General features: G+C 68.9%; 21 protein-coding genes. 11 read left to right on the top strand and 10 right to left on the bottom strand.

Annotation, left to right across the window (positions count from 1 at the left end):
• Window positions 1–66 precede the first annotated feature (66 nt).
• Window positions 67–690: a TetR/AcrR family transcriptional regulator gene (locus tag BUQ68_RS06920; protein ID WP_139315170.1), complete on the bottom strand. Its 624-nt coding sequence runs from the start codon at window positions 688–690 to the stop codon at window positions 67–69.
• 51 nt (window positions 691–741) lie between these two features.
• On the opposite strand from BUQ68_RS06920, the gene BUQ68_RS06915 reads away from it, so the two are divergent.
• Window positions 742–1944 (top strand): MFS transporter, encoded by a 1203-nt coding sequence (locus tag BUQ68_RS06915; protein ID WP_075215225.1) that lies wholly within the window; start codon window positions 742–744, stop codon window positions 1942–1944.
• Between the two features lie 31 nt (window positions 1945–1975).
• Here BUQ68_RS06915 and BUQ68_RS06910 read toward each other — a convergent pair whose 3' ends face one another.
• Window positions 1976–3874 carry a propionyl-CoA synthetase gene (locus BUQ68_RS06910; RefSeq protein WP_075215224.1) on the bottom strand — a complete coding sequence of 633 codons (1899 nt, stop codon included), beginning with the start codon at window positions 3872–3874 and terminating at the stop codon, window positions 1976–1978.
• 156 nt (window positions 3875–4030) lie between these two features.
• On the opposite strand from BUQ68_RS06910, the gene BUQ68_RS06905 reads away from it, so the two are divergent.
• On the top strand, window positions 4031–4828 hold the full coding sequence (locus BUQ68_RS06905) for a sulfite exporter TauE/SafE family protein (protein WP_075215223.1): 798 nt from the start codon (window positions 4031–4033) through the stop codon (window positions 4826–4828).
• 94 nt (window positions 4829–4922) lie between these two features.
• The gene (locus tag BUQ68_RS06900; protein WP_075215222.1) at window positions 4923–6083 is read left to right on the top strand and encodes an OpgC family protein; all 1161 of its coding nucleotides are present in this window, start codon (window positions 4923–4925) and stop codon (window positions 6081–6083) included.
• Window positions 6084–6165: 82 nt separating this feature from the next.
• On the opposite strand, the gene BUQ68_RS06895 is transcribed toward BUQ68_RS06900, so the two are convergent.
• Window positions 6166–6348 (bottom strand): YdcH family protein, encoded by a 183-nt coding sequence (locus BUQ68_RS06895; protein WP_075215221.1) that lies wholly within the window; start codon window positions 6346–6348, stop codon window positions 6166–6168.
• Between the two features lie 355 nt (window positions 6349–6703).
• Between BUQ68_RS06895 and BUQ68_RS06890 the strand changes: the two genes are divergently transcribed.
• From BUQ68_RS06890 to BUQ68_RS06865, 6 genes are all read left to right on the top strand, one after another.
• Window positions 6704–6910: a YdcH family protein gene (locus tag BUQ68_RS06890; RefSeq protein ID WP_075215220.1), complete on the top strand. Its 207-nt coding sequence runs from the start codon at window positions 6704–6706 to the stop codon at window positions 6908–6910.
• A gap of 157 nt (window positions 6911–7067) precedes the next feature.
• Window positions 7068–7562 carry a 5-(carboxyamino)imidazole ribonucleotide mutase gene (gene purE, locus BUQ68_RS06885; protein WP_075215219.1) on the top strand — a complete coding sequence of 165 codons (495 nt, stop codon included), beginning with the start codon at window positions 7068–7070 and terminating at the stop codon, window positions 7560–7562.
• Window positions 7552–8640: a 5-(carboxyamino)imidazole ribonucleotide synthase gene (locus BUQ68_RS06880; RefSeq protein WP_083656397.1), complete on the top strand. Its 1089-nt coding sequence runs from the start codon at window positions 7552–7554 to the stop codon at window positions 8638–8640. The genes purE and BUQ68_RS06880 overlap by 11 nt, the downstream gene beginning before the upstream one ends.
• Window positions 8641–8880: 240 nt before the next feature.
• Window positions 8881–9108 (top strand): 30S ribosomal protein S21, encoded by a 228-nt coding sequence (gene rpsU, locus BUQ68_RS06875; protein WP_095407297.1) that lies wholly within the window; start codon window positions 8881–8883, stop codon window positions 9106–9108.
• A gap of 363 nt (window positions 9109–9471) precedes the next feature.
• Entirely contained in the window at window positions 9472–10314 is an 843-nt protein-coding gene (locus BUQ68_RS06870; protein WP_245293187.1) for a tetratricopeptide repeat protein, read from the top strand.
• A gap of 71 nt (window positions 10315–10385) precedes the next feature.
• The gene (locus tag BUQ68_RS06865; RefSeq protein ID WP_075215216.1) at window positions 10386–10748 is read left to right on the top strand and encodes a hypothetical protein; all 363 of its coding nucleotides are present in this window, start codon (window positions 10386–10388) and stop codon (window positions 10746–10748) included.
• Between the two features lie 9 nt (window positions 10749–10757).
• Here BUQ68_RS06865 and BUQ68_RS06860 read toward each other — a convergent pair whose 3' ends face one another.
• From BUQ68_RS06860 to BUQ68_RS06840, 5 genes are all read right to left on the bottom strand, one after another.
• Complete coding sequence (locus tag BUQ68_RS06860) at window positions 10758–11222, bottom strand: tetratricopeptide repeat protein (protein ID WP_075215215.1); 465 nt, start codon at window positions 11220–11222, stop codon at window positions 10758–10760.
• A 140-nt stretch (window positions 11223–11362) separates the two neighbouring features.
• Entirely contained in the window at window positions 11363–12760 is a 1398-nt protein-coding gene (locus BUQ68_RS06855; RefSeq protein WP_075215214.1) for an NAD(P)(+) transhydrogenase (Re/Si-specific) subunit beta, read from the bottom strand.
• 13 nt (window positions 12761–12773) lie between these two features.
• Window positions 12774–13256: an NAD(P) transhydrogenase subunit alpha part 2 gene (locus BUQ68_RS06850; RefSeq protein ID WP_075215213.1), complete on the bottom strand. Its 483-nt coding sequence runs from the start codon at window positions 13254–13256 to the stop codon at window positions 12774–12776.
• Window positions 13257–13271: 15 nt separating this feature from the next.
• Window positions 13272–14405, bottom strand: a complete 1134-nt coding sequence (locus BUQ68_RS06845) for a Re/Si-specific NAD(P)(+) transhydrogenase subunit alpha (RefSeq protein ID WP_075215212.1) — start codon at window positions 14403–14405, stop codon at window positions 13272–13274.
• A gap of 134 nt (window positions 14406–14539) precedes the next feature.
• Window positions 14540–14674: an aa3-type cytochrome c oxidase subunit IV gene (locus tag BUQ68_RS06840; RefSeq protein ID WP_245293186.1), complete on the bottom strand. Its 135-nt coding sequence runs from the start codon at window positions 14672–14674 to the stop codon at window positions 14540–14542.
• A gap of 408 nt (window positions 14675–15082) precedes the next feature.
• Between BUQ68_RS06840 and BUQ68_RS23605 the strand changes: the two genes are divergently transcribed.
• On the top strand, window positions 15083–15556 hold the full coding sequence (locus BUQ68_RS23605; protein ID WP_075215210.1) for a YybH family protein: 474 nt from the start codon (window positions 15083–15085) through the stop codon (window positions 15554–15556).
• 60 nt (window positions 15557–15616) lie between these two features.
• Here the strand turns inward: BUQ68_RS23605 and BUQ68_RS06830 are convergent, their stop codons facing one another.
• Complete coding sequence (locus BUQ68_RS06830; RefSeq protein WP_075215209.1) at window positions 15617–16996, bottom strand: ABC1 kinase family protein; 1380 nt, start codon at window positions 16994–16996, stop codon at window positions 15617–15619.
• 235 nt (window positions 16997–17231) lie between these two features.
• Between BUQ68_RS06830 and BUQ68_RS06825 the strand changes: the two genes are divergently transcribed.
• Entirely contained in the window at window positions 17232–18896 is a 1665-nt protein-coding gene (locus tag BUQ68_RS06825; protein WP_139315168.1) for a GGDEF domain-containing protein, read from the top strand.
• A gap of 18 nt (window positions 18897–18914) precedes the next feature.
• On the opposite strand, the gene BUQ68_RS06820 is transcribed toward BUQ68_RS06825, so the two are convergent.
• The gene (locus BUQ68_RS06820; protein ID WP_075215207.1) at window positions 18915–19814 is read right to left on the bottom strand and encodes a heme-dependent oxidative N-demethylase family protein; all 900 of its coding nucleotides are present in this window, start codon (window positions 19812–19814) and stop codon (window positions 18915–18917) included.
• Window positions 19815–19876 lie beyond the last annotated feature (62 nt).

Raw genomic sequence — 19876 nt, 5'->3', positions numbered from 1 at the left:
TCGGACACGGCTCGAGCGCATTCGGACGGCCGGGGCGACCCGGCCGTTTTCCGTTGGCGGTCGGGATCAGGCCTCCGCCCGGCAGTAGGCCCGGCAGAAGGCAACCACCGCCCGCTCCGCGACCCTGCGGTTGTCATCGGTGGACGGGCTCGGCATGGCGCCGAACAGGAGGCGCTGCCGGGTGGTCCCAAGGAGGAGGCCGAAGAAGTGGTCCGCCGCCAGTTCGGCGTCCTCCACGTCGAGCCGGCCGGCCGCCACCAGGGGACGCAAGTAGTCGGCGAGGCCCTCCAGGCTACGCTGCGGGCCGATCTCATGATGGATCCGGGCCAGATCGGGAAACTGCGACACCTGCCCGACCAGCAGCCGGTGCAGCCGAACGGTCTCCGGCGCGGTCACCTTTTCCAGAAGAGCCAGTCCGAAGCGGAACAGCGCCTCGCGCACCGGAATGTCCGCTCGCAGCGCTTCGTGCACCGGCCACTTCCGGCGCAGCGCCACCGCCCGGTAGAGCCCCTCCTTGTTCCCGAAATGGCTGTAGATGGTCTGCTTGGAAACGTCCGCCTCGGCGGCGATCCGATCGAGACTGACCGCGAAGCCGTCGGTGAGGAAGCAGCGCTCGGCCGCATCCAGAATCACCTCCCGCTTGGCCTCGCCGCGGCGACCCGTTCTGGGTTCGTCGTCTTGCATAATCATACTGGACCGTCTAGTTTGATTGCAGCATCGTCTCGAACGGGAACTGATAGCATGACCGCAGACACTTTTCGCGCGACCGCGGTCCCGATCGCCGCCGCCACCTTCGCCACCATGCTGGGCTTCGGCATGATGGTGCCCGCCCTGCCGCTGCTGACCGCCGAGAACGGCCGGAGCGCGGTGGCAAGCGGCCTCCTGATGGGCGCGTTCGGCTTCGCCCGGCTCCTCTCCAACCTGCCCGCCGGCGTGCTGGTGGACCGGGTCGGCCTGCGCACCGCCGCCCTCGTCGGGCTCGGGGTGCTGTTCGCCGGGTCGCTTCTGGCCATCGCGCCGCTCGGCTTCGAAGTGCTGATGGTCGCCATCGCCATCCAGGGTGCCGGATCCGCCCTCTTCTCCACCGCCGCCATGACGGCGCTGATCCTGAAGGCCGGGCCGGAGCGGCGCGGGGCGGCCATGTCATGGTTCCAGAGCTCGCTGCTGCTCGCCTTCGCCGTCGGCCCGCTGGTCGGCGGCCTGTTGGTCGGGCCGCTCGGCGCCCACGTGCCCTTCATGGCCCAGGCGGTGCTCGCCGTGGCGGCCGTCACCGCCGTGCGCCTGCTGCCTGCGGCGCCGCCGTCGACCGTCGGCACCGGTGCCCCCCGGCCGGCCGATGCGCCGAGCGCCAGCCTGATCGGGCCGGCGCTGGTGGCGGGCGCGCTCATGGGGTTCGCGGCCTTCTTCGCCCGGATCGGCGCCGGCTGGACGGTGATCCCGGACGTGGGCCTCAACAGCCTCGACCTGACCCCTGGCATGATCGGCGCCATCGTCGGCGTCGGCACGGCGGCCAATCTGGCGGTGATGCCGCTCTCCGCCGCCGGCATCGACCGCTGGGGCGCCGGCCGCACGCTGGCGGCCGCGACCCTGGCGACGCTCGTGTCCCTCGCCGCCATGGCGCTCGCCCCGACGGTTGCGATGCTCTGGATCGGCGCGGCCCTCCTGATGGCCGCGACGGGCACAATGATCCCGGCGGCCGGGGCCGTCGCGCTCCGCGGCGTCGATCGCCGTCACACCGGGCGCGCCATGGGCCTCTTCCGCACCGGCAACGATGTGGGCATGTCGCTGGGTCCGGTGGCGGTGCCCGGCATCGCGGCGGCGCTGGCGCTCGACCCGCCGTCCGGCTTCACGGTCGCGGCAGCGGCGGTGATCGTCGCCGGTGCGATCGCTCTGGCGGTGGGTTCCACTGCCCGGACCACGCTGGCGGAGAACCGGGCCGCCTGAAGCCCGGTTCGTCCCTCCACGGCGCGATAGGTCAGGCCTTGCCGGCCTTGGCGCCGATCGCGGCCCGGATCTCGTCCAGGATGGCCGGGTCGTCGATGGTGGCGGGCATGCGGAAGTCCTCGCCGTCGGCGATCTGCCGCATGGTGCCACGCAGGATCTTGCCCGAGCGCGTCTTCGGCAGCCGGTCCACCGTGATGGCGAGCTTGAAGGCTGCCACGGGGCCGATCTTGTCGCGGACGAGCCCGACCAGTTCCTTCTCGATCTCCACGTGCGGCTTCGTCACCCCGGCCTTCAGCACCACGAAGCCGCAGGGCGCCTGGCCCTTCAGCGCGTCCGCGATGCCGATGACGGCGCATTCGGCCACGTCCGGATGGCTTGCCAACACCTCCTCCATCCCGCCCGTGGAGAGGCGGTGGCCGGCGACATTGATGATGTCGTCGGTGCGGCTCATGATGAAGAGATAGCCGTCCGCGTCCATGATGCCGGCGTCGGCGGTCTTGTAGTAGCCGGGGAACTCGGCGAGGTAGCTGGAACGGAACCGCTCGTCGGCGTTCCAGAGCGTCGGCAGGCAGCCCGGGGGCAGCGGCAGCTTGACCACGATGTTGCCGAGCTTGCCGGCCTCCACCGGATGGCCGGCGTCGTCCAGCACCTCCACCGCATAGCCCGGCATCGGCACCGTCGGGGAGCCGTGCTTGACCGGCAGCAGGCCGAGGCCGACCGGGTTGGCGGCGATCGCCCAACCGGTCTCCGTCTGCCACCAGTGGTCGACCACCGGCACGTTCAGCTTCTCCTCGGCCCACTTTACCGTGTCCGGATCCGCCCGCTCGCCCGCAAGGAAGAGGGTGCGCAGGGACGAGAGGTCGTACTTGCCGATGAACGTGCCGTTCGGATCCTCCTTCTTGATCGCCCGGAAGGCCGTCGGCGCGGTGAAGAGCGCCGCGATCTTGTAGTCCGCTACCATGCGCCAGAAGGCGCCCGGGTCGGGCGTGCCGACCGGCTTGCCCTCGTAAACGACCGTGGTCGCGCCGATGAGGAGCGGCGCGTAGACGATGTAGCTGTGGCCGACGACCCAGCCGACGTCCGAGGCGGCCCAGAACACCTCCCCCGGCTTGATGTCGTAGACGGCGCCCATGGACCAGGCGAGCGCCACCATATGGCCGCCGGTGTCGCGGACCACGCCCTTCGGCTGGCCGGTGGTGCCGGAGGTGTAGAGGATGTAGGCCGGATCCGTCGCCGCAACCGGCGCGCACGGCACCGGCCGGCCCGCGACCGCCGCCATGGCGGCCGCCAGATCAAGGTCCCGTCCCTCGATCAGGCTGGCGGTCACCTGCTCGCGCTGGTGAACGAGCACGGTCTCGGGCTTGTGAGCGGAGAAGCCGATCGCCTCGTCGAGGAGCGGCTTGTAGGCGATGATGCGGTTCGGCTCGATACCGCAGGAGGCGGAGATGATCGCCTTCGGCTTGGCGTCGTCGATGCGGGTGGCGAGTTCGCGCGACGCGAAGCCGCCGAACACCACCGAGTGGATCGCCCCGATGCGGGCGCAGGCGAGCATGGCGACGACCGCTTCCGGGATCATCGGCATGTAGACGATCACCCGGTCACCGGCGACGATGCCCCGGTCGAGGAGCACGGCGGCCATCGCGGACACCGCGTCTGTCATCTCCCGGTAGGTGAGGATGCGCTTGGACCCGGTGATCGGGCTGTCGTAGATCACCGCCGGCTGGTCGCCGCGTCCGGCCGCCACGTGCCGGTCCAGGCAATTCCAGGCGGTGTTGCAGACGCCGCCCGGGAACCAGCGGCCGTAGACGCCTGCGTCCGCGTCGAAGGCCGCGCGCGGCTGTTCGATCCAGTCGATCGCCGCAGCGGCCTCCGACCAGAAGCCATGAGGATCCTGCTTCCAGGCCGCGTAGACCTCGCCATATCGGCTCATCGCCCATCCTCCCGGTCGGCTGATTTTGGCGGCAGTTTTCCGCTCCCTTCAGGGCTTTGGCAAGCGAAACGCCCTGCCACTTTCGGCTTCAGACTTTCGGTCATGCGCGTTTTGTCGTACGCGAAGGACCCCTTGCGACCGGATCGCCCGCGCCCGATGCTGACAGACCCCTGGTTCTACGCCGCCGCCATTCCGGCGGTGATCCTCACCGGCTTGTCCAAGGGGGGGTTCGGCGGCGCGTTCGGCTTCGCGGCGGTGCCGGTTCTGGCGCTCGTCATCTCGCCGGTGCAGGCGGCCGGGCTGATGCTGCCCATCCTGCTCATCATGGATGCGGTCTCGGTCTGGGCCTACCGCAAGACGTTCGACCGCCGCGTGGTGCTCTCGCTCCTGCCCGGCGGCATGGCCGGCACGCTGGTCGGCTGGGCCACCGCCTCCCTCGTCTCCGACGACGCGGTGCGTCTCATCGTCGGGGTGATCGCTCTTGCCTTCCTGGTGCGCTACGGCCTCCACGAGCGTCGGCGCGTGCGGGCCGCCCGCCATCCGGAGGGCGGACCGCCGCCGCCGCCCGCCAACCCCAGCGCCGCGGGGGCGGGCTTCTGGGGGCTTCTCGCCGGCTACACCAGCTTCGTCGCCCATGCCGGCGGACCGCCGTTCCAGACCTACGTGGTGCCCTTGCGCCTGTCGCCGGTGCTCTATGCCGGCACGTCGGCGATCTATTTCGCCATCCTGAACTCCGTGAAGGTGGTGCCCTATGCGGCCCTCGGCCAGTTCACCGCCGAGACCATGACGGCCGTGGCGATCCTCGCGCCCCTCGCGATCCTCGCCACCCTGGTGGGCGTTCGGATCGTCCGCCGTCTCAACGAGCTCGTCTTCTACAGGGTGCTTGCCGTCTCGATCTTCCTGATCGCGACCAAACTGATCATGGACGGACTTGCCGGTTCGACGGCAAACTGAGTCCCGAGCGCAGCCGCGGCCTGTCTGCTCATCCGCCGTTCATGTGGCGGCGCCTAAAGGTGTCGCGACTATCCCGCATCGAAGCAGTGCCGCCATGACCGTCAATGCCCCCGCCGCCCGCGACCACCGGATCGACTTCATCCGTGGGCTGGCGCTCATCTCCATCTTCATCAACCACGTGCCCGGCAACATACTGGAGAGCCTGACCCACAAGAACTTCGGCCTGACGGATTCGGCGGAGCTCTTCGTGGTGCTGGCCGGCATCGCGGCGGCTTTCGCCTATTTCCCGCGCTACGCGGCCGGCCATCGCCTGCTGGCGAGCCTGAAGGCGGTGAAGCGCGCCGGCACGCTCTACGTGGCGCACCTCGCGTCCATCGTCGCCGGCATCGGCGTGTTCGCGGTCGCGGCCGTGGTGTACGGCAAGACCGGGCTGATGGGCGAAATCAACATCGCCCCGCTCATGGAGGATCCCGTCCGCGGCTTCATCGGCCTTGCGACCATGAGCCACCAGATCGGCTACCACAACATCCTGCCCATGTACGTGGTGCTGCTCCTCGGCCTGCCGCTGATGATGGCGCTGGCCGTGCACGGGCTCGCCCCGCTTCTAGGCGTTTCCGCCATCCTGTACACGCTCACCCAGATCTACGGCTGGTCGCCGCCGAGCTATCCGGCGGAGGGGCACTGGTTCTTCAATCCCTTCGCTTGGCAATTGCTGTTCGTAGGCGGCTTCTTCGCCGGCGTGCGGCTGATGCGCCGGCAGACGCCCGTCCCCTACAGCCGTCTCGCCTGGTGGTGCGCCCTCGCCTATCTGGTGGTCGCGGCCCTCTTCCACCGGCTCAACTGGTACGGTTCGCTGCCGCCCCTTCCGCTTCCGGACCGCTTCTACGCCAACGAGAAGCCGTTCGTCGCCATCGGCCGTCTGCTGCACATCGCCAGCCTCTGCTACGTGGTCGGCCACAGCGGCCTTCTTGCCTGGGTGAAGGGCTTCAGCCCCTCCAACCCCTTCACCGTCGCCGGCCGGCACGCGCTGCCGGTGTTCTGGTTCGGCACCGTGTTCGCCATGGTGGGTCAGGTCGTCATGCAGGTCGCAAGCCCCGGCATGGTGGGACAACTCCTCCTGATGGCGACCGGCAGCGGCCTCCTGTTCGCCCTCGCCTATGGGCTCGACTGGATGGCCAGGGCGGAGAAGTCGGTGCGCGCGGGCGCCCCTGTGGCCCGTCCGGCTCTGGTCGGCGCCGCGACCGCCCGGATCTGAGCATCGAAGGCTGCCAAACGAAAGGGGCGCCGCGGAAACCGCGACGCCCCATTCGGACGCAATCTGTCATTCAACCAGACGGTCAGTGCAGTGAAGGTTTGGAGGTGGCCAATCTCGTGATCTCGTCCTTGAGATGAAGCTTCCGTCGCTTGAGCTCTTTCAGTTGGATGGCATCGACACTGGGATGCTGCGCCGCCTCTTCGATCTGCCGTTCCAGGGCAGCATGACGACGCTCGAGCTCTGCAATATGCGACTGAATCGACATGTGGGCCTCCTTCCGTTGATCCCATGCCAGCGTGACCAGTGTGTCACGGAATCTACATGATGTCGACGCCGGCGCGTTGCAAGCGGCAACAATGAATAATTTGGGGCTCGAAACGAGCAACATTGTTGCTTCAAATTGTCAAAGCTCCCTCTGATCCGCACGACGCGCTGCGGCGCCGCGCGATCCGCTGCGCGCGTGGCCAAGACGACCCGAGCGTTTCCCGATGCTTCGCCATGCTCATAAGGACGCATGAAGGCGTGCCCATCTTCTGGTATAGAAAGAGCGACGGAAGCCCGTCGACCCGAGAGGCCGGGCCGGCGGCGGAACAGCCGTGTTCGCGAGGGTAGAGCGGCGTATGACCGAGCACGATGAGCAGGAAGTTCGAATCGAACTGGCCCGTCTGCGCCAGGAGCATCGGGACCTGGACGCGGCGATTTCGGCCATGGTCGCCCTCGGCACCGGCGACACGATCCAGATCCAGCGCCTGAAGAAGCGAAAGCTGGTGTTGAAGGATCGGATCCAGCACCTGGAAGACCAGATCGTGCCCGACATCATCGCCTGACAGGTTCGCCGGCGACCGCGTCGGCGGCCGCGTCGACGGTCGCGGGCCTCAAGTCCCCTCCCCTTGCCTCTCCGGCATGTTCCGGCTACCTCCGACGAAAGAGGGCCGCGACGTCGCCGCGCGGCAGGTCGCCTCACGCCGAAGGATCGCCACCGCGATGTTCCTATCCCCGCCCGTCGCCATCATCATGGGCAGCCAGTCCGACTGGGCGACCATGAAGCACGCGGCCGTCACCCTTGACGATCTCAAGATCGCCTACGACGCCCGCATCGTCTCGGCCCACCGCACGCCGGACAGGTTGGTGGCCTTCGCCAAGGCCGCTCGGGACGAGGGGTTCAAGGTGGTGATCGCCGGGGCCGGCGGTGCCGCGCACCTGCCCGGGATGGCGGCCGCCATGACGCCGTTGCCCGTGTTCGGTGTGCCGGTGGAAAGCAAAGCCCTCTCCGGCCAGGACAGTCTCCTCTCCATCGTGCAGATGCCGGGTGGCATTCCGGTCGGAACCCTGGCGATCGGCAAGCCCGGCGCCATCAACGCGGCCCTCCTCGCCGCCGCCGTGCTGGCGCTGAGCGACCCGGACCTCGCTGTCCGGCTCGACGCCTTCCGCGCCGCCCAGACCGCCGCCGTCGCCGAAAGGCCCCATGATGAAGCGTGACCCGCTGCCGCCCGGCTCCACCATCGGCATCCTCGGCGGCGGGCAGCTCGGCCGCATGGTGGCGCTTGCCGCCGCGCGGCTGGGCTTCCACTGCCATGTGCTCTGCCCCGATCCGGCGAGCCCGGCCTTCGAGGTGGCGGCGGCCCACACGGTCGCGGCCTACGAGGACGCGGACGCGCTCGCGGCCCTCGCCGCCGCCGTGGACGTGGTGACCTACGAGTTCGAGAATGTGCCGGCGGAGACCGCCCACCTTCTTTCGGCCGCCCGGCCGCTCTTTCCCGACGCCAGGGCGCTCGCCATCACCCAGGATCGGGTGGCGGAGAAGGCCTTCCTGGTCGAGGCCGGGGTCGCGGTCGCGCCCTTCGCAGCCGTCGACACCGCCGCGGACCTGGGCGCCGCGATCGCCGTCACGGGCCTGCCGGCCATCCTGAAGACCCGCCGCTTCGGCTATGACGGCAAGGGCCAAGCCAAGGTCGCGACCCGGGACGCCGCCGTCGCGGCCCTCGATCGTCTTGCCGCCCCGTGCATCCTGGAAGGACTGGTGCCCTTCGCCCTGGAGGTCTCCGCCATCGTGGTGCGCGGGCAGGACGGGGGGACGGCGGTCTACGAGATCGGCGAGAACCGGCACGAGAACCACATCCTCGCCACCACCACCATTCCGGCCGCCGTCGATCCGGCGACCCTTGCGGCGGCGCGCGCCCTCGGCTGCCGGATTGCCCATGCCCTCGGCTATGTGGGCGTGCTCGGCGTGGAGATGTTCGTCGTGCGCGGCCCTGACGGCGCGGAGAGCCTCCTCGTCAACGAACTCGCCCCGCGCGTGCACAACTCCGGCCACTGGACCGAGGACGGCGCGATCACGTCCCAGTTCGAGAACCACGTGCGCGCCATCGCGGGCTGGCCGCTTGGAAGTGTGGAGAGCCTCGGCCGCGCCGAGATGCGCAACCTGATCGGCGACGAGGCCGCGGACTGGCATGCGATCGTGTCCGACCCGGCCGCTCGCCTCCATCTCTACGGCAAGGCCGAAGCCCGGCCGGGCCGGAAGATGGGGCATGTGAACCGGGTGTGGCCGCGGCCCTGAGCGGCGGCCGCGGACGGCGCAAACGCGGGCTTTATTTTGCCTTTCGAGCCTGTGGACAGGCGTTTCGTCTTTTGCTAAAGCACCGTCCAATCGTGCGGTGGTGCCACCGCGGCGGAAGGCGGCCCCTTCCCCTTCTCTTGAGTTTCTATTGTCGCGTTTTCGGCGGGGTCTCGTCGGCAGCGGGCGCTGCCGAAGGCGAAGTCTTCGTTCGGCGACCGACGGACAACAGGAAGATCACGCGTGCAGGTACTCGTTCGCGACAACAACGTCGACCAGGCTCTCAAGGCGCTCAAGAAGAAGATGCAGCGCGAGGGCATTTTCCGCGAGATGAAGCTTCGCGGTCACTACGAGAAGCCGTCGGAAAAGAAGGCGCGCGAGAAGGCCGAGGCCGTCCGGCGCGCCCGCAAGCTGGCGCGCAAGCGCGCGCAGCGCGAGGGTCTCGTGCAGGGCAAGCCCGCCCGCCGCTGACGGTGCCCTGTCGGCCGTTTTTCCGCAGGTTTTGCGCGGATCGCGCCTGAAGAGACGACCGTCCGGTCGTCTCTTTTTCCATGTGCCGATTGCCCCCCTTCCCTGCCCGTCCGTCCTCGCCGGAGTGCCTGCGCGGGCGGCCGGGATGGCGGATCGAGCCGGCTGCCGGGACCGGCGTCGCGATCCGCCTGTCACCGTGCCAACACATGCGGCGGCGCACGCGCATCGTTTGCGCCGGCCCGGTGGCATCCGCCGCGCTGGCGCACTATGGTGCCGGCACGCTGGCGCCCGGGAGGCCGACATGGGCAGGCCGGTCAAGGCTGAGGCTTACGCCCCGGACAGGGCGTGGAGGAGATGCAGGCAATGATGTCCACCGTTCGTCGCACGCCCCCGCGCCTCGCGCTCGGAAGCGCTCTCCTGGTGGCGCTGCTGGTCGCGGGATGCCAATCGGGCGAGCGGCCCCCGGTCGACACGACGCCGATCGACCCGAGCGCCGGATCGGAAGCCAACCTCTCGTCGCTCACGGCCGTCATCGCGCGCAACCCCAGCGACGCCACCGCCTACAACATCCGCGGCACCGCCCTTGGCCAGGCCGGGCGCCTGGAGGAGGCGATCGCGGACTTCAACGCCGCCATCCAGCTGAACCCGACCTTCCATCAGGCCTATGCGAACAGGGCCCTGGTGTTCCGCCGCCTTCAGCGCAACCAGCAAGCGCTGAACGACTACAACCAGGCGATCAGCATCAACCCGAACTATGCGGTCGCCTATCTGGGTCGCGGCACGCTCTACCGGCAAGCGGGGCAACTCGACGCGGCGCTTGCCGACTTCAACACCGCCATCACGCTCAACACCTCGGATGCGCGTGCCTACTACAACCGCGGCCTCATCTATCAGGCAGGCGCCGACCACACGCGCGCCATCGCGGATTTCGATGTGGCGATCGCCCTCGATCCGAATGCCGCCGAGCCCTACAACGCGCGTGGCCAGAGCCACCTCGCCCGCGGCGAGGACAAGGACGCACTGACGGATTTCGCCGCCGCGGTGAACCGCAACAAGGAATCCGCCGCCTTCTGGACCAATCTCGGTGTCGCCCAGATCCGCACCGGCGACGTCTCCAACGGCCGCAACTCGATCACCCGCGCCACCGTGCTCGACCCGAGCTACAGCCCCGCCCGCGAAGCACTGCGCTCCAGCGGCACGGCCTGAGCGCCTTCGTTAGCCATTCGCACACTTGAACATAGTAGAACATGCATTCGTAGAACGCGCGGATGCATGCCATGATCGAGGTGATCTTCCTCTGGATCGCCGTGTTGACGGCCGGCATCATCGCCGGCTATCGCCGCGATCCCTACCGTCTCAACGGCTTCCTCTCGAACTGCGGCTGGGTGCTCGTCCGGGGCTGCGCCGGTGCTCTCGCCGTGACGCTGTTGCTCTTCGCCGTCCATCAGCTGATCCCGCGTTGGGAGGGCCTTGCCGGCTTCGCCTTCCTCCTGCTCGCGGGCGCGCTCTACGTTCTGCTGGCAACCGTCTGCATCGGCATGATCCTCGGCCTCGCCCTCCGCATCGCCTTCCACTCGCCACCGCTCGATCCCGCCACGCTGTCCCGCCGGACCGATGCGATCCGCCCCTGGCGGTCCTGATCGGGCCGGTCACGACCCCGCGGCGGACAGGACCTCGGCGAGTTCGCGATACTCCTCGCACGTGGTGCCGCAGATGCGTTCCAGCTCGGCGAGCTCCGCACGCGCCGCCGTAAGGTCGCCGGTCTCTACGAACAGTTCGCCCCGGTACTCTCGGGCACCGCGATGGTCGGGATTCTTGGCGAGCGCCCGGTCGTAGTAGCCGCGCGCCTCGGCGAGCCGACCCTGCTTGCGCGTGACGAAGCCGAGGAGGTTCAGGATGTCGGCATTGTTGGGCTCGGCCGCGTCGGCGGTCCGAAGCAGCGCCTCGGCCTCCCCGTAGCGGCCGGCGTCCGAATGGACCTTGGCGGCGAGGAAATCCTTGCGCGCTGCAAACTCGGCGGCGGCGGCGAGATCGTCGTCGGTCACCGCAAGCGCCGGTACCGGAAGAACAAGCATCAAGGCGAGCAGCGAGGCGGCGGTCGTCGAGCGGATCATGGCGAGCCCTCCCGGGAAGAGGCGCGCATGGTGGCACGCTCTCATGTCGCCCGCGCGAAGGGGTGTGCCCGAACGACGAACGGCCGGCCTCCCGAGGGAGACCGGCCGCTCCTTGTCGTCTCAAGCGAGCCGTAGGGCGCTCACTCCAGGTTCTTAACGATCGTCTCCACCATCTTCTTGGCGTCGGCGAACAGCATCATGGTGTTGTCGCGGAAGAAGAGCTCGTTCTCCACGCCGGCGTAGCCGGATCCCATGCCGCGCTTGATGAAGAGCACGGTGCCGGCCTTCTCCACGTCCAGGATGGGCATGCCGTAGATGGGCGACGACTTGTCGGTCTTCGCCGCCGGGTTCGTCACGTCGTTGGCGCCGATGACGAAGGCGACGTCCGCCTGGGCGAACTCGGAGTTGATGTCCTCCAGTTCGAACACCTCGTCATAGGGCACGTTGGCCTCGGCGAGGAGCACGTTCATATGGCCGGGCATACGGCCCGCCACCGGGTGGATGGCGTACTTCACCTCCACGCCCTCGTGCTTCAGCTTGTCGGCCATCTCGCGGAGCGCGTGCTGGGCCTGGGCCACCGCCATGCCGTAGCCCGGCACGATGATGACCTTGGAGGCGTTCTTCATGATGAAGGCCGCGTCCTCGGCCGAGCCCTGCTTCACCGGCCGCTGCTCCACCGCCCCGCCCGCAGGGCCGGCGGTCTCGCCGCCGAAGCCGCCGAGGATGACGGAGATGAAGCTCCGGTTCATGCCCTTGCACATGATGTAGCTGAGGATCGCGCCCGACGAGCCGACCAGAGCGCCGGTGATGATCAGCGCCGTGTTGCCGAGGGTGAAGCCGATGCCCGCCGCCGCCCAGCCGGAATAGCTGTTCAGCATGGACACCACCACCGGCATGTCGGCGCCGCCGATCGGGATGATGATCAGGCCGCCAAGCACCAGCGAGACGATGACGATCAGCCAGAAGACGCCGTGGCTTTCGGTCTGTACCAGCACGACGATCAGGAGCAGCAGGATGATGGCGAGGCCGCCGTTGATCATGTGCCGGCCCGGCAACAGGATCGGCCGGCCGCTCATGCGGCCGTCGAGCTTGGCGAAGGCGATCACCGAGCCGGTGAAGGTGATGGCGCCGATGGCGACGCCGAGGCTCATCTCCACCAGCGCCTGGGCGTGGATCTCCCCCGGCAGGCCGATGCCGAACGCCGCCGGCGCGTAGAGCGCCGCCGCCGCCACCAGCACCGCGGCGAGGCCGACGAGCGAGTGGAAGGCCGCCACCAGCTGCGGCATTGCCGTCATGGCGATCTTGCGGGCGATGTAGGCGCCCGCGCCGCCGCCGATGGCGAGCGCCACGATGATCAGCGCGTAGGCGCCGAACGACGGCGGGATCAGGAAGAGCGTGGTGAGGACGGCGATGGCCATGCCGGCCATGCCCATCAGGTTGCCCCGGCGCGACGTGACCGGGCTGGAAAGGCCCCTGAGGGCCAGGATGAAGAGCACACCCGAGACGAGGTAAAGGGTGGCGGCAATGTTCGCGGACATGTCGGCGCCCCCCTCAGCTCTTCTTCTTGTACATGGCGAGCATGCGGCTCGTGACGAGGAAGCCGCCAAAGATGTTGACGGCGGCCAACACCACGGCGACGAAGCCGAAGCCGCGCGCGACTCCGGTGCCGGGTTCCATCAGCTGCACGCCGACGGCCAGGAGCGCGCCGACGATGATCACCGACGAGATGGCGTTGGTGACGGCCATCAGCGGCGTGTGGAGGGCCGGTGTCACCGACCAGACCACGTAGTAGCCGACGAAGATCGCCAAGACGAAGATGGAGAGGCGAAAGACGAACGGGTCGATCACCCCGCCCGTGGCGGCGCTCGCCGCGTGGGCGAGCCCGTCGGCGGCGGTGTCGAAGCCGCCGGTGGAGTGGATGGCGGCGCTTGCCGCGTTGGCGGCCTCGCGGGCCTCGTTGGCGGCGCGGAGCGCGGCGTCGGCGGCCTGGCGCGCCTGCTCGATGGCCTGCTCGGCGGAAATGGTGTCAGCCATGGAAGAGCCTCCCCGTCAGCTCTGGAACTGCGGATGGACGATCGCGCCGTCGCGGGTGAGAACCGTCGCCTTGACGAGCTCGTCGTCCCAATTGACGGCGAGCCGCTTTTCCTTCTTGTCGACCAGGGTCTCCACGAAGGCGAAGAGGTTCTTGGCGTAGAGCTGCGAGGCGGTGGCGGCGATGCGCCCGGCGGCGTTGGCAAGGCCGAGGATGGTCACGCCGCCCTCGGTCTCCACCGTATGGCCGGACTTGGCGCCGTCCACGTTGCCGCCGCGTTCCACCGCAAGGTCCACCAGCACCGAGCCCGGCTTCATGGAGGCGACCATGTCGGCGGACACGAGCTTCGGCGCGGGCCGGCCCGGGATCAGCGCCGTGGTGATGACGATGTCCTGCTTCTTGATGTGCTCGGCGACGAGAGCCGCCTGCTTGGCCTGGTATTCCGCCGACATGGGCTTGGCGTAGCCGGCTGCCGTTTCCGCCTGGCGGAACTCCTCGTCCTCGACCGCCACGAACTTGGCGCCGAGGCTCTCCACCTGCTCCTTGGCGGCGGGGCGGACGTCGGTGGCGGTGACCACCGCGCCCATGCGCCGGGCGGTGGCGATCGCCTGCAGGCCGGCGACGCCGGCGCCCATGACGAAGACGCGGGCGGCCGGAACGGTGCCGGCCGCGGTCATCATCATCGGCATCGCGCGGCCGTACGTGCCGGCGGCGTCGACCACCGCCTGGTAGCCGGCCAGATTGGCCTGGCTGGAGAGCACGTCCATCACCTGCGCGCGGGTGATGCGCGGCATCAGCTCCATGGCCGCGGCGGTCAGGCCCGCGTCGGCGAAGGCCTTGAGCGCTTCCGCCTGGCCGTAGGGATCCATGATGGCGATGACGAGGGCACCACGCCGGTAGGCGCCGATCTCGGACGCGTCCGGGCGGCGCACCTTCAGCACGACGTCGGCGTCGGCGACCGCCTCGGCGGCGGACGGCGCGATGGTCGCGCCAGCGGCGGCGTACTCGGCGTCGGGGATCCGGGATTTCAGCCCCGCCCCGGTCTCGACGGCGACGGTGGCACCGAGCCCGATGTAACGTTTCACGGTGTCCGGGGTCGCCGCGACACGGCTTTCCTCCGGATCCACCTCGCGCGGAACGGCGATCTTCATGGTCTCTCCTCGATGACGGCGGCATCTCCGCACCGGCGGCGCCGATGCGGGGAAGCGATGCGGGCCGGCGGGGAGCCGGCTTGTCCGTCGCGCGGCAGGCCCGTCCCTCCCTCGGGAGGGCGGGCGCGCCAGCGTCAGACGAGGAAGAGCGCCATGAGGATCAGGATGATGGCAACGATAGCCGTGCCGTACTTGGTGAGCGTGATGAAGAGCGCGTAGGTCTTCTCATGCTCGTTGTAGTCCATCATCGAACCATCATTGTCGGCCACGGTCGTTCCTCCCGATCGGATTGGACGTTCAATGCGCGCTTTAGCGCAAACGCCCCGCCACGGCAATGCGGCCGGTTGCCCGGCCACGTCCGCGATCTGATCCGACCCCCCACACGGGATATGCTCAGACTGAGCACGATGAACTGGAATAAACAGATAGGCAGGGGATATCAAGAACCGCGTCGATCCGATGGTCGACTTGCATTCTGGACAGCCTCCAAGGCCCCTGCCATCTTGGCACCGCGCCGCCGGCCGGGGCAGCCGCGCCGCCAGTCGGCGTTAACCGAGGGCTGGATACGGTGGGAAAACCGGGCGCCCGATTCGAGGGGCCGACGCGCCCGGCGACGACCGCCGTTGGCGCGCCGTCGATCCGGCCCGGGCCGCCTTGGGGCGCCCATGGAGGAATGCATGTCCGAGTTCGATCCTGAAGCCGAAATCGAAACCCTGATCGACTCCTACGCGGCCGGGATCAACGACCACGACATCGACGCGGTGCTGGACTGCTTCGCCTATCCGGCCGTCATCTGGCAGTTCGGCAAGGGCCACGTGTTCACCGACGCCGAGGAGATGGCCGAGAACGTGCGCGCGGTGCTGAAGCTCTACGACCAGGCCGGCGCGGTGCTGTCGACGCCCACCATCACGGACGTGTCGGTGCACGGGGAAACCGCCATCGTCACCGTGGAATGGGACCAGGAGGACACCGACGGCGAGGCGGTGTTCGACTTCGCCTGCCACTATCACCTGGTGCTGGACGGTCCGGAGTGGCGCATCGCCATGCTGACCAACATCGTGCCGGCGGACGACGACGACGACGGCGAGGAGGAAGAGGGCGACTTCGCCGAGGACATCGAGGACGAGGCCGACGAGGCGCGCGCCGCCTGATCCGACCGGCCGACCCGGCGGCGTGCCGCCGGGTCCTCGGTCAGGCACACCGGTTCCGGCTCAGTGCCCGGTCAGGCCGGCGGTCGCCAGCGCGGCCTGCTGCTTTTCCGCCAGTGTCGGCAGAGAAAACCCTTCGATCTGCGCCTCGAACAACCGGTGGAAGTTCAGTTCCGCGTCGAGGTGCAGGAAGACGCCGCCAAGGCCGATGGCGGCGCGGTCCATGAAGACGAACTCCCGCGGGATCGTCACCGGCCCCTTCTCCTTCAGCGCCTGATGCACCCGGAACGCCTGCTCCCGCCCATACTGGCCGGGGCTGATGCCGTCCGCCACCGTGCGCACCCGGTCATCGAGGAGGGGCCCGTAGATGAAGCGGGCCCAGATGTTCAAGACCTCGATCAGGTCCTTCTTCAGGCCGCGGAAGCCCCAGGTCTCATAGGCGTGGACGATACGCTCCTGGTCGTCGGACTCAAGGCCCCGGTAGAGGTCCACCACACCGCCGACGAAGGCGGGCGGGAAGATGCGGATGCAGCCGTAGTCGAGCAGATTGATGCCGGCCCCGACCACCGTCTCGCCGCCTTCGGTGCGATCGAAGGCGGTGTAGTTGCCGAGATGCGGATCGCCGTGGATGATGCCCACGTGGGCGAAGGGATACCACCAGGCCTGGAAAAGCGCCGTGGCGAGCCGGTTGCGCACCGTCTGGTCGGCGTCCTTGTGGTCGAGCAGGCGCCGCCCCTCCAGCCAGCCGAGCGTGATCAGACGGCGCGTGGAGAGATCGGCGTGGACCTCCGGCACCCGCACCAGGTCGTCGCCGCCGAGCACGGCGCGGTAGAGACGGGCGTGCTTGGCCTCGCGGGTGTAGTCCAGCTCCTCGCGGATCCGGTCGGCAATCTCGGTGAAGATCTCCCGCGTGTCCACCGCCGGGCGGAACCGCCGGTGCAGGGAGAAGGCAAGGTCGAGCTGCTTCAGGTCCGCCTCGACCGCCGACTGCATGTCCGGATACTGCAGCTTCACAGCGACCGGGGTGCCGTCCGGCAGCGTCGCCTTGTGCACCTGCCCGAGCGAGGCGGCGGCGGCGGGCGCCCGGTCGAAGCTGGCGAACCGCTTCTCCCAGTCGAGCCCGAGTTCCGCGGCCATGCGGCGCTTCACGAAGGCCGCTCCCATGGGCGGCGCGTTGGACTGAAGCTGGGAGAGCTCCTCGGCATACTCCGGCGGCAGGGCCTCCGGGATGGTGGCGAGCAGCTGCGCCACCTTCATGATCGGCCCTTTCAGGTTGCCGAGCGCAGCCGTGAGCGCCGTCGCGGCGGCCTTGTCGTCCTCCGCCCCGAACAGGCGCTGGCCGGCCATGCGGATCGCCGCGCCCCCGAGATTGGTGCCGACCCTGCCGTAGCGGCTGGCGCGGGCGGAGAAGCGGTTGCGTTCGGTGTCGGGCGGCAGGGGCATGGGTGTCGGATGATCCTTGCGATGGCTTCCTTCATGTAGGTCCGGCGCGCCGAAAGTCACGGCCGATGAGCCGCCGGCGATCCGCCGCGCGGCAGGCCTCTTCTCCGTCGCTCGGCGGGTACGGGCGTCTTCTATCGTCAAAACTGTAAGAAGTAGCATGCTAAGATGGCGCCCGGTGTCAAACGACGGGATGGCGACTGTGACCGAAGCCTCACCCACTTCTGTCAAACCGCGCATGGCGACGGGAACCTCCGGATCCGCGCCCGATACGGCGCTTGGCTGGCTCGAATTGTCGTGGCACTGCGAGGACTTCTGCGACCGGCCCGGCGCTGTTGCGGCGGCGCGGAGCGGACTGGAGTTGGCGCGCCATCAGCGCGACGCCGCGGCGGTTTTGCGCCTGACGAGCCAGCTGGCGCGTCTGCTCGACCGGAACAAGGAGACGATGGAGAGCCTGGAGGTGCTTCGGGTCGGGGAAGCCTGGGCGCGCCGCTGCTCCGACAAGATGGCGGTCGCGGACTTCCTCTCCATCTACAGCGTCCAGATCGCCGTGATGGGCGACTTCGGCCGGTCGGTCCCGCTGGCGAACCAGGCGGTCGCCACGGCCGCGCGCGTCGGCGGCGAGGGCCTCTTCGTGGCCTTGATGCGGCTCGGCGAGTTGCGCCTTTCGATCGGCCGGGTGACCGACGCGATCCAGCCGTTTCGGGACTGCCTTGAGGTGCTGGAGACGGTACCGCCCGGGCCGAACTCCACTTTCCGATCCTGCTACGCGCGGGCCATCCTGGCGGCGGCCCTGACGGAGGACGTGGCGCAGCGTGTGGGCGAGCGGGTCGTCGGCCCGATTCCCGCCCTCCAGGAGGCGGATCGGCTGCTGACGAAGGCCCGCGAACCGGTGGAATCCCTGGTTCCGGTGCATGCGCCCATGGTGTTCGTCAACCTCGGCCGGTGCCGGGCCATGATGGGCATTACCGACGCGGAGTGCCGGGAGAGGCTGTTCGGCCTGACCTCCGAACAACTGCTCAGCTGCCCGGACCGCCTCCTCAACACGGCGATCGCCTGGGCCCGGTTCGAGGCGACGGTGAACGGCGATGTGGCCTTCGCCCGGGGTCTCCTGGAGAAGATCCGAAGCATCATGCCGATGTGGCGGACGCTTCTCTGGGCGGCGAGCTTTCACGAGGCATCCGCCATCGTCCACCGGGTGGACGGCCGGCCGGATGCCGCTTGGGCGGATCTCCTGGAGGCGTTTGCGGCGGAGCGGGCCGACCGGGCCCACCAGATCGACCTGGTGATCGAGATGGCCGAGCGGATGGACGCGGCGGAGGCGGGGCGGCGGCGGGAGAGGCTGGCTTCGCTCCGGGTGGCGCGCCGGGAGGCTAAGCTACGGACACGAAACGAGAAATTGAACGCCGAGCGGCAGCGGCTGACGCAGGACGCGCTCACCGACCCGCTGACCCGGATCGGCAACCGGCGCCTCCTGGAGCAGACGGTGGAGACCCTGGAGCGGCGGCGGCGGCGCGGCATGGTCACGGTGGCGATCGTGGACATCGATCATTTCAAGACGATCAACGACCGCTTCTCGCACCAGATCGGCGACCGGGTGATCGCCGCGGTGGCCCGGCAACTGGTGGCCTCCTCGCGTCCGTCCGATCTTTGCGTGCGCTGGGGCGGAGAAGAATTCCTCATTCTTTTCAAAGGCATCGTGAGCGCGCGGCGGCTCGATTCGCTGCTCGACGACATCCAGGATCACGCCTGGGCCGAGATCGCGGAGGGCCTGTCGGTCACGGCGAGCCTCGGCGCGGCGGCGTGGGCGCAGGGCGATCCGTTCCAGGCCGCGCTGACGCTCGCGGACAAGCGGCTCTATATGGCGAAGTTTCTCGGCCGGAATCGCGTCGTCATGGCGTGACGGTTCAGGGCGTGAATATCACTCCGCTGGCGCGAGGTTCGCCAAAGTCTGCAACCGTGAGGCGAGACTGTCGCGGTGCGATGTAAGGGATTTGTAGCCCAGTTGTAGCGCGTCCAGGCCCATAAGTTGCGCATGTAGCCCCGTTGCGAGCGCTACACCGTCCGGATGCCGCGCGAAGTCGGCAATCGGGTCAACATGGACCTTGATGGTGAAGAGGATATCCCCGCTTACGGGCATGCGGGTGAGGGTCTGGCGCTCCACGCGCACGAAGGCTTCCGCGCCCTCGCCGGCGAACCAGTCGCGCGGCAGCTGCTTGGATTCCGGGTGGTGCAACGCGCGGTCCGGGTAGATGGACCAGTTCACCCGCCAGACCGGGATCTCCACCTTCAGCGTGTCGAAGATGCGGTTCATCCGCGCCGCCATCGACCCGGCGTAATGGGGGACGGGGCCGTGGATCTCGTCGAGGGTGCGGCCGAACTTCTCCTTGAGCGACCAGGAGGAGGGAAAGCACAGCGCCGCCGCCACCAGCCGCCAGCCGCGCTCGTCGCGGCGCATGAGGACGAGGTCCTCCTGGACGAGACGGGAGGCGGCGAGGAGAGGCGGCTCGGCGGGGCTGAGCGGCACCGCGACGTCGGTGCCGGCGACCCGGACACGGTCGGCGTCGCGCTGATAGATGGCCGGGAAGCGATCCGTCAGGTGATCGACGAGGGCGCCGAACACCTCCGCCTGGGCGGCCTCGGTGCCGGCCTCGGCGTCGAAGACCCGCTCGAGCCGGGTGGCGTAGAGGTCCTCCTTCTCGGCCAGATAGGCGCCGAGCTTTTCGTCCGGTTCGATCCAGGTGGCGATGTCGAGCGGCGCGAGGCCGATGGTGAAGGGCTTCTTGGAACCGTCGTAGGGCGTATGGGCGAAGGCGGGCATCGGACACCTGGAGGAAAGACGATCGGGCGGCGGCACCCGGCATGCGAACGGTATGCGAAACC

The sequence above is a fragment of the Mongoliimonas terrestris genome, from assembly GCF_001927285.1.
Taxonomy (GTDB): Bacteria; Pseudomonadota; Alphaproteobacteria; order Rhizobiales; family Pleomorphomonadaceae; genus Chthonobacter; species Chthonobacter terrestris.
The sequence above is the reverse complement of the archived record's forward strand: the minus strand, read 5'-3'. Positions and strand labels throughout refer to the sequence as shown.

Coding starts and splice junctions, on each gene's coding strand:
- BUQ68_RS06920 (WP_139315170.1), bottom strand. CDS start 690: ATGATTATGCAAGACGACGAACCCAGAACGGGTCGCCGCGGCGAGGCC.
- BUQ68_RS06915 (WP_075215225.1), top strand. CDS start 742: ATGACCGCAGACACTTTTCGCGCGACCGCGGTCCCGATCGCCGCCGCC.
- BUQ68_RS06910 (WP_075215224.1), bottom strand. CDS start 3,874: ATGAGCCGATATGGCGAGGTCTACGCGGCCTGGAAGCAGGATCCTCAT.
- BUQ68_RS06905 (WP_075215223.1), top strand. CDS start 4,031: ATGCTGACAGACCCCTGGTTCTACGCCGCCGCCATTCCGGCGGTGATC.
- BUQ68_RS06900 (WP_075215222.1), top strand. CDS start 4,923: ATGACCGTCAATGCCCCCGCCGCCCGCGACCACCGGATCGACTTCATC.
- BUQ68_RS06895 (WP_075215221.1), bottom strand. CDS start 6,348: ATGTCGATTCAGTCGCATATTGCAGAGCTCGAGCGTCGTCATGCTGCC.
- BUQ68_RS06890 (WP_075215220.1), top strand. CDS start 6,704: ATGACCGAGCACGATGAGCAGGAAGTTCGAATCGAACTGGCCCGTCTG.
- purE (WP_075215219.1), top strand. CDS start 7,068: ATGTTCCTATCCCCGCCCGTCGCCATCATCATGGGCAGCCAGTCCGAC.
- BUQ68_RS06880 (WP_083656397.1), top strand. CDS start 7,552: ATGAAGCGTGACCCGCTGCCGCCCGGCTCCACCATCGGCATCCTCGGC.
- BUQ68_RS06870 (WP_245293187.1), top strand. CDS start 9,472: ATGATGTCCACCGTTCGTCGCACGCCCCCGCGCCTCGCGCTCGGAAGC.
- BUQ68_RS06865 (WP_075215216.1), top strand. CDS start 10,386: ATGATCGAGGTGATCTTCCTCTGGATCGCCGTGTTGACGGCCGGCATC.
- BUQ68_RS06860 (WP_075215215.1), bottom strand. CDS start 11,222: ATGATCCGCTCGACGACCGCCGCCTCGCTGCTCGCCTTGATGCTTGTT.
- BUQ68_RS06855 (WP_075215214.1), bottom strand. CDS start 12,760: ATGTCCGCGAACATTGCCGCCACCCTTTACCTCGTCTCGGGTGTGCTC.
- BUQ68_RS06850 (WP_075215213.1), bottom strand. CDS start 13,256: ATGGCTGACACCATTTCCGCCGAGCAGGCCATCGAGCAGGCGCGCCAG.
- BUQ68_RS06845 (WP_075215212.1), bottom strand. CDS start 14,405: ATGAAGATCGCCGTTCCGCGCGAGGTGGATCCGGAGGAAAGCCGTGTC.
- BUQ68_RS23605 (WP_075215210.1), top strand. CDS start 15,083: ATGTCCGAGTTCGATCCTGAAGCCGAAATCGAAACCCTGATCGACTCC.
- BUQ68_RS06830 (WP_075215209.1), bottom strand. CDS start 16,996: ATGCCCCTGCCGCCCGACACCGAACGCAACCGCTTCTCCGCCCGCGCC.
- BUQ68_RS06825 (WP_139315168.1), top strand. CDS start 17,232: ATGGCGACGGGAACCTCCGGATCCGCGCCCGATACGGCGCTTGGCTGG.
- BUQ68_RS06820 (WP_075215207.1), bottom strand. CDS start 19,814: ATGCCCGCCTTCGCCCATACGCCCTACGACGGTTCCAAGAAGCCCTTC.